Annotated in this window: 10 protein-coding genes and 1 pseudogene; 9 read left to right on the top strand and 2 right to left on the bottom strand. The window is 64.7% G+C overall.

The annotated features are described in order from the left end of the window. Positions 1-21 precede the first annotated feature (21 nt). The 7 genes and pseudogenes from ACFP3R_RS35980 to ACFP3R_RS35950 all read left to right on the top strand — a co-directional run. Positions 22-384: pseudogene (locus ACFP3R_RS35980) on the top strand (IS3 family transposase); the annotation flags it as partial. A gap of 89 nt (positions 385-473) precedes the next feature. After that, complete coding sequence (locus tag ACFP3R_RS35975) at positions 474-776, top strand: transposase (RefSeq protein ID WP_380643198.1); 303 nt, start codon at positions 474-476, stop codon at positions 774-776. Next, complete coding sequence (locus ACFP3R_RS35970; RefSeq protein WP_380643196.1) at positions 773-1666, top strand: IS3 family transposase; 894 nt, start codon at positions 773-775, stop codon at positions 1664-1666. Before ACFP3R_RS35975 ends, ACFP3R_RS35970 begins: the two co-directional genes overlap by 4 nt. A gap of 972 nt (positions 1667-2638) precedes the next feature. Further along, entirely contained in the window at positions 2639-3778 is a 1140-nt protein-coding gene (locus tag ACFP3R_RS35965) for a tyrosine-type recombinase/integrase (protein ID WP_380643194.1), read from the top strand. A gap of 639 nt (positions 3779-4417) precedes the next feature. After that, entirely contained in the window at positions 4418-6853 is a 2436-nt protein-coding gene (gene fxsT, locus ACFP3R_RS35960; protein WP_380643193.1) for an FxSxx-COOH system tetratricopeptide repeat protein, read from the top strand. Positions 6854-7063: 210 nt separating this feature from the next. Then, positions 7064-8161 (top strand): integrase core domain-containing protein, encoded by a 1098-nt coding sequence (locus ACFP3R_RS35955; RefSeq protein ID WP_380643191.1) that lies wholly within the window; start codon positions 7064-7066, stop codon positions 8159-8161. Positions 8162-8314: 153 nt separating this feature from the next. After that, positions 8315-11029, top strand: coding sequence for a hypothetical protein (locus tag ACFP3R_RS35950; RefSeq protein ID WP_380643189.1), 2715 nt, complete (start codon positions 8315-8317; stop codon positions 11027-11029). Between the two features lie 254 nt (positions 11030-11283). On the opposite strand, the gene ACFP3R_RS35945 is transcribed toward ACFP3R_RS35950, so the two are convergent. Together ACFP3R_RS35945 and ACFP3R_RS35940 are read right to left on the bottom strand one after the other, a co-directional pair. Further along, the gene (locus tag ACFP3R_RS35945) at positions 11284-11463 is read right to left on the bottom strand and encodes a restriction endonuclease (RefSeq protein WP_380643218.1); all 180 of its coding nucleotides are present in this window, start codon (positions 11461-11463) and stop codon (positions 11284-11286) included. Between the two features lie 55 nt (positions 11464-11518). Continuing rightward, positions 11519-12301, bottom strand: a complete 783-nt coding sequence (locus ACFP3R_RS35940) for a transposase family protein (RefSeq protein ID WP_380643187.1) — start codon at positions 12299-12301, stop codon at positions 11519-11521. Between the two features lie 162 nt (positions 12302-12463). Between ACFP3R_RS35940 and ACFP3R_RS35935 the strand changes: the two genes are divergently transcribed. Continuing rightward, complete coding sequence (locus ACFP3R_RS35935; RefSeq protein ID WP_380643185.1) at positions 12464-12823, top strand: helix-turn-helix domain-containing protein; 360 nt, start codon at positions 12464-12466, stop codon at positions 12821-12823. Continuing rightward, entirely contained in the window at positions 12820-13470 is a 651-nt protein-coding gene (locus tag ACFP3R_RS35930) for an IS630 family transposase (protein WP_380643183.1), read from the top strand. The genes ACFP3R_RS35935 and ACFP3R_RS35930 overlap by 4 nt, the downstream gene beginning before the upstream one ends. The last annotated feature ends 54 nt before the right edge of the window (positions 13471-13524 follow it).

Here is a 13524-nt window from a genome sequence, read left to right as displayed (position 1 = left end):
GGATCCCAGTCTCGCCCGACCGTGGCCCCAAACGCCCTGTCAACAGTGCGCACCACCCGGTCGGACCATCCCACAGGGTGCTATGGCCCTGCGCAAGGCGGCCCGGTATTTCGCCGGGGAGACGCGCTGGTGAACCGCTTCGGGTTCGTCTCCGAAAACCGACGCCAGTACGGCGTGAAGCGGTTGTGCCAGGTCATCGGTGTAGCCCGGTCCAGCTACTACCACTGGAAGGCCGCCGCACCCGACCGGGCGGTCCGCGGCGCGGCCGACGCGGACCTGGCCGCGCGCATCCGGGTGATCCACCGCGAGTCGGCCGACACCTACGGCGTCCCGCGGATCACCGCCGAACTGCACGACACCGGACAGGTGGTCAACCACAAGCGCGTCGCCCGGGTGATAGGTCTGACCCGTTTTGACGGACATCTGAGATCAGGGGACGCGTGTCCCCGGAAGGATGTCCCATCATGGAGTCCATGGGCAGGAAGAAGCGGCGGCCTCGGCGGTCGTTCACCCCGGAGTTCAAGGCTGAGATCGTGGAGCTGTGCTCCCGGGGTGACCGTTCGGTGGGTCAGGTCGCGAAGGATTTCGACTTGACCGAGACCGCGGTGCGGCAGTGGGTGGTGCAGGCCGAGCGCGACGCCGGAACACGCGTCGACGGGTTGACCACCGACGAGCGCGGGGAGCTGGTCCGGCTGGGGCGGGAGAACCGCCGCCTGGCCGAGGACGTGGAAATCCTCAAGCGCGCCACGGCTTTCTTCGCGAACGAGACCCGGTGAACCTCCATCCGTTCATCGAGGCGGAGAAGTCACGCGGCGGCAACGTCACCCGGGCGTGCACGCTGCTCCAGGTCTCCCGAGCCGCCTACTACGCCCACCGCACCGCCGCACCCTCCACCCGTCGACGACAGGACGCGGACCTGACCGAACAGATCGTCGCCATCCACGACGAGTCGAAGGGCACCTACGGAGCACCGCGGGTGCACGCCGAACTGCGGGCCCGCGGCCGGCGGCACTCCCGCAAGCGCGTCGCCCGGCTGCTGCGGCAGGCCGGACGGGCGGGTCGCACGCCGAAACGGTGGCGCACCACCACTGTCCCCGACCCCGACCCCGCCGCGACCGTCCCACCGGACCTGATCCGACGCGACTTCACCTGCGCCGCAGGCGAAGTCGACACCAGGTGGTGCGGGGACATCACCTACATCCACACCTGGGAAGGGTGGCTCTACCTGGCCACCGTGATCGACATCGCCTCACGACGCGTGGTCGGCTGGGCCACAGCCGATCATCTGCGCACCGACCTCGTCACCCAGGCCCTCGACAACGCCGTCCGACAGCGGCGCCCCGAACCCGGAGTGATCTTCCACGCCGACAGAGGCTGCCAATACACCTCCCGCCGGTTCGGCGCCCTCGCCGAGGACCTGGACGTGCGGCTGTCGGTCGGCCGCAAGGGCCAGTGCTGGGACAACGCGGTCGCCGAGTCGTTCTTCGCCACCATCAAGACCGAGCTGCTCGACCGACAGCCCTGGCCCACCAGAACCATGGCGCACAAAGCGATCTTCGAATATATCGAGGGCTGGTACAACACCCGCCGCCTGCACTCCAGCCTCGGCTACCTCAGCCCCGCCACCTACGAAGCAACCCGCCACCAGCTGGAACAGGTAACCTGATCACACCTCACCGACCCTGTCCGCCAAAACGGGTTAACCCTACTTGCGCGCCGTCACACATCTTATGACACGGCAACTCCCGTAAGTGATCAATTTTTGTCAACACTGAAGCCATAGTTGTTCATGCAATGTTCTCGGTCCGAGCATGTGCGCGCTTCGACCACGCCGCGGCCGGGCAGTACCGGCCGCTCCTTCCCGTACGGAGGGGACACAGCCGCGGAAGGTCGGGGTCGGCAGCGGGTGCTCGTTCACCCTGTCGGGTGGAACGGACGACCGGTTCGGTGATCGACTGTCCCCCGAAGGGCCCGCGGATGGAGTTCAGGGGTGTCCTCGACATCCCCGTCGACGACGAACACGCCCCGGTCGCCGCGGAGGGCACCTTATGAACCGGTCCGATCACCCCTCGTCCGAACCGACGACACCGGCCGCGCCGAAGGCCGCCCATTTTCCCGCCACCGACGACGCCACCACCGCCGGCCTCGTCGGGGCCTGCGGCACACCGCCTCGACACCGACACAGATCAGCGGCCAACCCGGCCACCATTGTCGATGCGGCACCAGCGCCGTCGGCGAGCGGCACCGAGGACGCGGCGTCGGTGTTGCGGCTGTACACCCCGGCGCGGGCGGCAGAGCTGCCGGCGGTGCGGAAGTCCCGGCTTCGCCGCCGGGCCGGCAGACGCCAGCCGCCGTGCACATTCCCGGGCAAGCACCTGCGGTTCTCCGCAACCGACCTGTGCGCCATCACCGCCCAGGACACCCGTGGCGTTCGCCCGCCACGCCACCACACGCCCCGGTAAGCGGCCGGTCGACCCACGAGCACCTCCCCCGAACCGACCCGGAGGAAGCCGGTGATCCCAGGGCGCATCTCGGCCTGGGTGACCACATACGGCTTGACATTCGTCCTGTATGGAGCGTCCATATCCGCTGCCCGGCCACGGGCGCATCACCGATCCGACCGACAAGGGAGTCCGACATGGCATGGGTGGAAAAACACGGCCCCGCCTGGCGCGTCCGCTACCGCACACCCGACGGGACACTCGCCTCCGAAACCGGCTTCACCCACCACACCACCGCCAAAGACCGCGCCCGCGACATCGAATCCGACCTGCGACGAGGCACCTTCGTCGACCCCACCCTCGGCGACCTCCCCCTACGAGAGTGGGTGCCGACCTGGCGCGAAGCCCACGACGTCAGCCCCACCACACAAGCCAAATACGACTCCCACCTGCGCAACCACATCCTGCCCAAGTTCGGCGACACACCGATCAGGGACATCAGCCGCATGACCGTCAAAGGCTGGATCAAAACTCTGCGCCGCTCCTTGGCCGAACGCACCGTGGTCGACGTGGTGACGTTGTTGTCGATGCTGCTCGGCGACGCCGTCGACGAGGGCCTGATCGGCGCCAACCCCTGCCGGCGACTCCGGGTCGACACCGGCGACCACGACGAACGACCTCACGCATCGCCCTGGCAGGTCCGCACCATCGCCCAACGGTGCTGCCCCGGCACGGCCGTGCTGGTCGTCACAGCCGCGTACACGGGGCTGCGCTGGGGCGAACTGGCCGGACTGCGCTGGCACCGCGTCGACCTCACCCGCGGCATCGTCACCGTCGACCCCAAGGACGGCGCACTGCACGAGATCAACGGACAATTGGAACTCGGACCACCCAAGACCAAGGCCAGCGCCCGCACCGTCCACCTGCCGCCGTTCCTGACCGAGCTGCTCAAGACCCACCGCGCCGAGCAGAACGACCGACCCCAGGACCACGTCTTCACCGGAGCCGACGGCGGACTGCTGCGCCGCACCAACTTCCGACGCCGCACCTGGCTACCCATCGTCGGCGGCGACCTACGACACGGCTGGGCACCCGTCCTACCCGGCCTGCACTTCCATGACCTACGTCACACCCACAAAACCTGGCTCATCGAAGACGCCGTCCCCGAAGTCCTCCAACACAAGCGACTCGGCCACCGGATGCCTGGCATCCGGGGCACCTACTCCCACGTGACCCGTCATGGTCGACGCCATGCTGGACGGACTCCAACGACGATGGGAGCGATCGGCGGTGACCTCTACACCGAACGGAGGAGTGACCACATACGGTGCGGTTGATCACACCAAGATCGTTTGCTCCCAATTTGCTCCCACAACAGCCAAAAAGCCGATCAGTGAAGATCACCGACCGGCTGTCTGACCTGCATATATAACTGGTGGACGATACTGGGATTGAACCAGTGACCCCTACCGTGTCAACGTAGATCAACAACTATCCTGACCTGCGAAAACAGGACTCCTGCATGTGCCGTGGGCGCGGTTGGACGCACTTGGGAGCCGTTGAACGCAGTTGAACGTGTCCGGTGGCTCCCAAACTGCTCCCACAGCGGTGCTCCCACAGGGTGGTCGAGATGTAGGTTATCGCCCCTTGGAACATGTCGATCTTAGTCGACCTGTGGTTTCTCTGTTGTCTCACGGCGGTGTCACCAAGATCAGTCTCAGTTCCCGTGGCACTTCCTCGGGCCGGTTGAAGGCGTCGGCGTACGGGAGCGGTCCGGCGCTCGCAGGCCGAGAACCCCACTTCCCCGCCCCCGCAGGAGCACCATCTGCCGGTGATGGGGGTGCGGTCCGCCATCGTGCGGTGTGCGCGAGTGTGCGAGACGCCAAGGTTGTTCTGGAGGGGTCCGAGATCCGGTCGAACTGGAGTGCGCGCACGTGACGACCGACGGTGCCACGGGTGGCGGTGACGGGCACAGGGTGGACCTGGACGCGACCGCGTCCGGATACGCCGTGGTCGTCCAAGCCGGTCGCGACGCGACGGTCGCGGTCCACCAGGGCGACCGCGCGCGGGTGGCATGGCCGGTACGGGTCGGCGTTCCGCCGTCCCCAGCCGACCACCACCAGGCCCGCCGGGCGTACGCGCTGCTGGTCGACGGTTTGGCCTCGGGACGCGCGGTGGTGGTGGTCGGCGCGCCGCAGCGCGCCGGCGTGGTCGTGTCGGGAATGGGCGGGGTGGGCAAGTCGCAGTTGGCCGCCCGTCACGCGTGGTCGGTCTGGGCCGACCCGGTGGTGGACGTGGCGGTGTGGGTGTCGGTGCTCTCTCGCGACGCGATCGTGACCGCCTACGCCGACGCTGCCACGCGGGTGCTGGTCCAACAGGACCCGCAGATCGCCGACCGGCCACCCGAGCAGGCGGCGGCCCGGTTTCGGGAGTGGCTGGCCTCCACCTCGCGCCGCTGGCTGATCGTGTTGGACGACGTGCAGGACCCGGCGCACCTGCGCGGCCTGGACCCGCCACCCAGTGCCGGTGGGCAGGTCGTGGTCACCAGCCGGCGACGCGACACGGCGGCTGGGCGCGGCGGTCACCGGGTGATCGAACTGGACGTGTTCACCCGCGACGAAGCCGTGACCTACCTCGCGCAGTCACTGGCCGGCACCACCGACGGCGGTGATCAGGACAGGCTTGCCGACCTGGCGGAAGAGTTGGGGTGGCTGCCGTTAGCGTTGAGCCAGGTCTCCGCCTACCTGGGAGACCAGCCCCTGCTCACCATCACCGCCTACCGGTTGATGCTGGCCGACCGGCGCCGCACCCTGGCCGAACTCACCCCACCCGAACACGCCCTACCCGAACACCAACGCACCATCGCGGCGACCTGGTCGCTGTCTATCGACCGCGCCGACCACCTCGATGACCCGAGCCAGCCGCGCGGCGCGGGCCTGGCCCGCCCGCTGCTGGAGGTCGCCGCCCTGCTCGACCCCAACGGCATCCCCCTCGACCTGTTCACCGCCCAACCCGTCCTCGATTACCTCACCACCCTCGCGCGCAGGCGGGTCTATCACGACGACGTCCACGACGGACTTACACGACTACACCGGTTCAACCTCATCACCCTCACCCCCGACCGCCCAGCCAGGGCGGTGGCGGTGCACGCCCTGGTCCAACGCGCCGTCCGTGACGCCCTGAGCCCCGACCACCTCCACACCCTCGCCCACACCACTGCCGACACCCTCCTGGCGATCTGGCCGGATGTCGACACCGTCCACCCCGACCTCGGCCAAGCCTTACGCTCCAATACCACCACGCTCCACACCCACACAACCCCCGCACTGCTCACCCCCGCACTCCACGACGTACTCGAACGCGCGGGGAAGTCTCTGGGCGGCAGCGGCCAAGTCCACGCCGCCATCACCTACTGGCACAACCTTTACGGCCACATCAACTCACAACTGGGGCCTGACCACCCCGACACCCTGAACACCCGCAGCAAGCTCGCCTACTGGCGGGGTGAGGCGGGTGACCAGGCTGGCGCGGTCGCTGGCGTGGAGGCGCTGCTGGCCGACCGGCTCCGGGTCCTCGGGCCCGACCACCCCGACACCCTGAACACCCGTGGCAAGCTCGCCTACTGGCGGGGTGCAGCGGGTGACCCGGGCAATGCGGTGGCCGGGTTCAAGGCGCTGCTGACCGACCACCTCCGGGTGATGGGGCCCGACCACCCCGACACCTTGGACACCCGTAGCAAGCTCGCCTCTTGGCGGGGCTCAGCGGGTGACCAGGCTGGCGCGGTGGCCGGGTTCGAGGCGCTGCTGGCCGACCGACTGCGCGTGTTGGGGCCCGACCACCCCGACACCCTGAACACCCGCGGGAGCCTCGCCTACACGCGGGGCGAAGCGGATGACCCGGGCAGTGCGGTGGCCGAGTTGGAGGCGCTGCTGAGCGACCGACTCCGGGTCCTCGGGCCCGACCATCCCGACAGCCTTCACACCCGCATTGACCTTGCCTACTGGCGGGTTGAGGCGGGCGACCCGGGCAGTGCGGTGGCCGAGTTGGAGGCGCTGCTGGCCGACCGACTCCGGGTCCTCGGGCCCGACCACCCCGACACCCTGATCACCCGAGGCATCCTCGCCCACTCTCGGGGTGAAGCGGGTGACCCAGTTGGCGCTGTGGCCGGGTTCAAGGCGCTGCTGCCAGATCATCTCCGGGTGATGGGGCCCGACCACCCCGTCACCTTAAGCACCCGTGCCAACCTCACCCGCTGGCGGGGTGAGGCGGGTGACCCGGGCAGTGCGGTGGCCGAGTTAGAAGCGCTGCTGGCCGACCGACTCCGGGCCCTCGGGCCCGACCACCCCAGTACTATCATCACCCGCAACAAGCTCACTCACTGGCAAGAAATGGTGAAGAGGCACTCTAACTGACGCGCTGACAATGAAGTGAAATTAGGCCATTTCCATCAGCGGGCAAACTCACAGACACCGATCCAACTAACGATTCGCCCATCAACGCTGTGCCTGCCGATAACTACATCCATGCAGGTTGAAGCCGTGTACAGCTTGTAGGGCCGAAGTACTTGTGGGCGCGGCCGCAGGTCCACCGCGCCGTCCGCCAACACGGCATGATGACCGGCTGTGCTGCTCCGACTGGCCTACCTCGGCGTGACCAACGCCTTCGCGCTACTGCACCTACTGCGCATGAGCAACCGGGACAAGGACACGGAAATCCTGGCGCTACGGCACCAGACCATGGTTCTGGAACGCCAACTGGGTAACACCCGTCCGCAGTTCTCCCCCGGCGACCGCGCGTTCCTCGCGGCACTGCTGCACCGACTCCCGGCCGCCACGCTCCATCGACTCCGGCTACTGGTGCGCCCGGAGACGGTACTGCGCTGGCACCGACACCTCCTCGCCCACCGCCACGCAGTCGAGTCCCGCCCCAAACGGCCCGGCCGACCACGAACCGTCCACTCCATCCGGCTCCTGGTGCTGCGCCTGGCACGGGAGAACCCCACGTGGGGCTACCGCCGCATCCACGGAGAACTCCTCGTGCTCGGCATCAAGGTCGCAGCCTCCACCGTCTGGCAGATCCTCAAAGACGCCGGCATCGACCCGGCACCCGAACGCACCTCGACGACCTGGTCGGCCTTCCTCCGCTCGCAGGTCGACGCGCTCCTGGCCTGCGACTTCTTCGAGACCACCACCCTGAGCGGCACCCGTCTGTACGTGCTCGCGGTGATCGAACACGCCAGCCGCCGAGTCAAGGTCCTGGGCGCCACCGCACACCCCACCGCATCCCGGGTCACCCAAGCCGCGAGAAACCTTGTCATGGACCTCGACGACGCTGGCAGCCCCGCCCGGTTCCTGATCCGCGACCGGGACGGGAAGTTCCCCACCCTGTTCGACGCCGTCCTCGCCGACGCGGAGATCCAGGTCGTCCTCAGCGGAGTCCGCATCCCCCGCATGAACGCGATCATGGAACGCTGGATCCACAGCTGCCGCCGCGAACTCCTCGACCGCACCCTCATCTGGAACCAACGGCACCTACTCCACACCCTGCGCGAGTACGAGCAGTTCTACAACACCCACCGCCCCCACCAAGGCATCGACAACGCCCGACCACTACGCGCCCTACCACCAGCCGTCACCGATCAAGCAGCGGTCGTCCGCCTCGACGTCCGCCGACGGCAACGACTGGGCGGAATCCTCAACGAGTACCATCACGCCGCCTGACCTGCACGGACGACATTTTCGGCAAGCACAACGTCGCCGTCTAGTCCGCAGCGACCTGATCAACGAGTACGAACCCGCAGCAGCATAAGAGCAGGTCAGACCGCAGGGCCGACTTCTGGCACCCCACAGGTCGTCAGGCCCTACGATAAGACCATGTTGCAGACCATCGCGAGACACTACCGAAAAATGATGACATGGCGCATCGTCACTGCCTACATCGTGACCCTCATTACGATGGTCATCGGCGCGAGGTTTGTCAACATAAGTTTTCTTGCACAATTGGCCCCTAGTGCCAAAGAGGCCCTAAGTGTCATGTGGCAGGTTCATGCAGCTGTGATCACCATTGGGTTTACAGGCCTTGCGATTGCCTTTCAGCTTCTCGCGGATCCGCAGCTATCTCCGGGCCCTGCCCGCCGCGCCGTAATTCGGCGAATCCGATTCAATCAATTGTTGACAGTTGGCATCTCGTCAGATATAGCGACCGGGCTGGCAGCGATTTGGTTTCAGAGTCACACAAATGTGCTCTTAATTTTTCTTCTCGCCTTCGTTCCAAGCGTCCTAGCAATTGGAATCACTTACGCGTACTCGGCGTATTTGTTTGGACGCCCTCATGAAGTTGAAAATCTTACTATTAATGACCTGCTTGAGACGGTCCGGGCGACAGCGCGTCATCTCGTCAACTACAACAAGAGGAGTCGCAAGCTTTCGGAGGTTGCAAGTGGACTTCCAAACGTAGTGCTTGAAAGCCCAGGCGACGTCTCGCTTGTTCCATCAACGAGAGTTCAACTCAAAGGTCCAGCGCAGAGCGGAATAGTCCAAGATGTCGACCCAAAGAAGATTGAACAGATCTCCAAGATTCTGATGGCTACAGTCGCACTGGAAGAATTTAAACCGGGCGAGTTTGGCCCTGTGGCCCACCTTAGAGTTCGGCCTGGAAGTAAGATTTCAGCCGGTGCGAGTGTCTTGGATTTGTACAGCTCTCAAGAGGTTCCGCGAAAGTCTCTTGACCAGCTAGAGAAGATGGTCGTCGGCGCAATTTCGGTATCTGACGAAGTTGATGATCCCGCCGGGCTATTGCTAAGGGCACTTGAAGATCTTCAAGAGGTCCTTATGACCTCAATGCAAGCTGCTCGGTACCCAAGTATCAGGCGCGGATTCAAACACTATAGAAAGATTGTTTCAACGGTACGCGAGGCCATGGAGGAGGAGTCTCGCAATTTGGCAGCGTATTCTTACGAAACAGACTGGAGATGGCTGGACTCCCATGTTTGGGAGCTTAATGATGTTGCTGCGCGAGTTGGCGAGCGTGTCGCCATGGAAGCGATTGGTGCCGTTTACGGCCGCTGCGTTGACGCTTTGTCAAGTACCGACGTAGGGTTCTTTGTTTCCCAAGCGCAAAACTACTCCCAAATATGGTCTTCCTTGCTGGTGAAGGCGGGCGAGAACAAGAACGCACTTGAACACCTTCTCGTTTCGCTACAGAATCTAACAGAGTTCACCGTTCCTCTAAGGGCTAAGCACGAGCAGCAAGTTGATCGACTTACGGGTGTCGCGCTTGGGGTTTGGACTGCCGTGTTGAGTGAAGCTTATGAGAAGGGGGAGAAAGAGTGGGCTTCACGCGCGCTTGGCTTCCAATCGAGGCTATTTAGATTCGGCGCGAAGTCAACCCAAATGAGGTCTCAAGTGCAGCAGTCTGCAATTCTAGTAATTGCGTGGCTCCTGTACCGCAAGGAAGTTCTCGGGGCAGACACCGATGCAGACATCGGCGAAATTATTGCTAGTGTCAGGATCGATTTTTCGCATTCGAACAGTATCCTTCTTGCGGCAATGGAGGCAAGGCGCGACGACAATTACGACATAATCAGACGCTGGGAGATGTCCACAGCGCTTCCGCTAGAGATGCGGGTCGTACGAGCGGGTGATTTCGTTACTAGAGCCGGACTTCTTTTGCTCGCAAAGTTTCCCCCTTTGGCTCCCGGTAGCATTTCGAGAGAATTTTACAATTACGCCTTGACCGCTGCAGAACAGGTTGAATCATTGAAGGCCTCGTTCGACCCCCAATGGGGCATCAATGAGGAGCACCTCGATACCCTGCCCGCTATCCTGGATCTTCTGATTGAGCGCTACCAGAGGGAATCGCAGCAGCGTCTAACAGGCGCAGCCCTGAATAGTGATCGCGTGAGCTCTTTCATTGAGTCTCTTGCACAAGAGACTCAGAAGCCAAGTAGTCTGCTAAAAATTGTTGATGTGGATGAGGTGCTTGTCGATCCAGGCAATTCTCGGGTGTGGGGCCACCGTCTTACAGCTCCGAAGCTCTTTTTTGTCGAGACTGAGGTGCACGGTGACCCACACCATCTCGGTCAGCAGGTTGGTCGTATGATTCGGGCCAGCGAAGAAGCTTTGGCACTTACACAACTGCTGGCCTGGGGTACATCAGCTTCTCTTTCTTTTGCGAGGACGGTCCAGAAGGTTTCAAAGTGGGCTGCAGCGGCGAAGCAGCCACTGGTGGTGGTCTTTGGATCCTATGAAACCGCTTCAATGCTCAACTATGATTACGACAACTCGACAGTAACCGTTGGCGGTTCGACTATCGATGCGGCGCAGGTATACGTGCATGACGACATTGAAGAACATATCGCACTGCTGGATCAGACCAAGACTCCTCATCTTATTCGCCAGCCAGAGCAAAACGGTGGGCTGGAGCCCGTTGAAGGAACGAGGATTTCAGTATCCGTCATCGATAGTCATGCCGTCGACGCCGAGGGAACACCAATGGTTGAGATTGAATTCGGCAGCCTCGTAAAGGCGGTGCATCCGGACATAGTAGAAGTTGAATTCATTCGTATTGACGACTTGCCGAGTGACTAGACGCTTCCGGCGATCGTAGTGTCATCCGGCATACCGGTGCTCATACGGCGTCCTCTCCTGGATATGTCACGCGCAGGTTCCGTCGGGTGTGGTCAGCCGCTCTCTCCCACCAGGGTCCATACCTGTTTGAGCGGGAGGTCGGCCCGCACATTCGCGGACAGCGTGGCGTAGTGCTGGAAGACGCGGGTCAGGACTTTGTCGGAGTTCCAGACCTTGATGGCGAAGCGCTGCGTGGACAGATACTGGCGAGCCTGCTAGGTGATGCCGCCCCAGGCGACGAGCAAGCCGATCGCGCTGTAAGCGGCCATCGCGCCCTGCAGCTGCTGCACCACCGGCAGGCCGACCTGGCCCGTCTCGGACTTGACCTGCACCACGAGCTTGGGTTCTCCCGGACAGAGCGTGCCGGGTGCTGGCGATGATGTCCACGCTCTGATCGGTTCCCTCCGGGGAGACTTCGCAGGTAAAGCCGTCGGCTTTTATTGAACCTTTTCATCGTGGTTGGCGGTGGATCTCGACGTGGTGCAGAACGAGGATGGCCGCGACGATCGCGGTGGCCCTGCGTGGACAGCAGCGCAGCTTGATCAGCACTTTCCAGCCCTTGAGCAGGGAGACGGCGCGTTCGCCGAGGGCGCGGATGCGGGCGTGTGCCCGGTTGACCGCCTTTTGGCCGCGTGACAGCCGTGGTCGTGTGGCGTGGCGCTTGAACGGGGTGCGCACTGTGCCGCCGGCGCCTTGGTAGGCATTGTCGGCGAAGGTGGTGACGTCGTGGGCGGTCAGCATGTCGATCATGCCGTGGGTTCGGGCCGCGGTGAGATCGTGGACGGCTCCGGGCAGTGCCGCCGAGGCCCACACCAACCGGCCCGCCGGGTCGGCGAGGATCTGGACGTTGACGCCGTGGCGATGGTGTTTGCCCGAGTAGTAGGGCTTCTGGTCGGCGACGCGGTCGATCGGGACCAGGGTGCCGTCGAGGATCGCGTAGGCCAGTCGTGCGGCGCGTTTACCGGCGACGTGCAGGTTGTCGGCCAGGGCGGCGAGCATATCAACCGCTTCCCTGACGTAGCGCCAGGCGGTGCTGTAGGAGATGTCGAACCCGGCGGCGAGGCGGGTGTAGGTGTCGCCGTTGCGCAGGTGCGCGAGCACCAGCAGCGCCTGACGGCCGGGATCCAGGCACCGCCACCGGGACCGTCGCCGCACGCGCTCGACGCGGATCAGGTCGCCCAGGCGGACGAGGGTGCGGTTGGACAGCGGAATCGCGGCAGGGTAAGACAGCACGGCGAGGCTCCCGGTCGGGGCATCGGATCTTGGTCGACTGCCGTCTTACCGGGAGCCTCGCCCACCACGCTCTCCACTGCTCAGCCTGCGACGTGACCTGCGACGTCACGATGAAAATGGCTCATTGAATCGAAAGTGATCGATTGCCTTTAGGCTAACTGGGTGGTCGAGCTTGAGGGTGCGCACCGGTTGTCTCCTGCGGAGCAGGAGGTGCTGCGGTTGAGGGTGGTCGCGGCGTTGGAGTCCCGGCGGGTGGAGGGCTATCGGCAGGCGGCAGAGGTGTTCGGGGTCTCGGAGCGCTCGGTGGGCACCTGGTGGCGTGCCTACCGGAGGGAGGGTCGCGGCGGCCTGGCGACCCGCAAAGGACGTCCCGGCCCCTCCGAGTTGGTCAGTCCGGAGGATCGGGGCACGTTGTTCGGGGCGATGGCCGACTACAGCCCGGAGGAGTTGTTGATCGGCGGCCCGTTGTGGACCCGTCTGGCGGTGGTGGAGCTGATCCGGCTGGTGGTCGGGGTGAGATGACCGGGCAGGGTGTGGGGTTGTGGTTGCGTCGGCACGGGTTCACCCCGCAGCGCCCGGCGCGCCGCGCCTATAAGCAGCAGCCGGCTGCGGTGCGCACGTGGCTGGACGAGGACTATCCGGCGATCGAGGCACGGGCGAGGGCCGAGGGTGCGGCGATCGCGTGGGTCGACCAGTACGGGTTGCGCTCGGATGCCGCGCCGCCCGGCCGGTCCTGGACGCCGGAGGGCCGCACGCCGGTGGTGCGGGTGGCCGGGAAACGGCTGCGGGTCAACGTCATGTCCGCGGTCGCCTCGCGCGGCGCGTCGTGGTTCACCGTGTTCACCGAGCGGTTCACCGCGACCGTGTTCACCGGCTTCCTTAACCACGTGGCACGTCAGGCGGACCGCAAGGTGTACGTCATCGCCGACCGGCACCCGGTACACCGCAGCAAGGCCGTCCGCACCTGGCTGGAGACCAACGCCGAGCGGATCGAACTGCACCTGATGCCCGGCTACAGCCCCGAACTGAACCCCGACGAGTTGCTCAACGCCGACCTCAAGCGCAACGTCAACGCCTCACGCGCCCGCAACGTCGACCGACTCGCGCACGAAACCCGACGCTTCCTACGTCGCCGCCAGCGCCAGCGGGTCTGCTGCACGGATTGGTGACATCTGAGTTGGCTTGCCGTGATGGTGAGCTGGGAGGATGTCGCTGTGCCCAAG

Origin of the sequence: Saccharothrix lopnurensis, assembly GCF_042658445.1 — a bacterium.
Lineage (GTDB): Bacteria > Actinomycetota > Actinomycetes > Mycobacteriales > Pseudonocardiaceae > Actinosynnema > Actinosynnema lopnurensis.
This window is presented reverse-complemented; position numbering and strand designations above follow the sequence as displayed.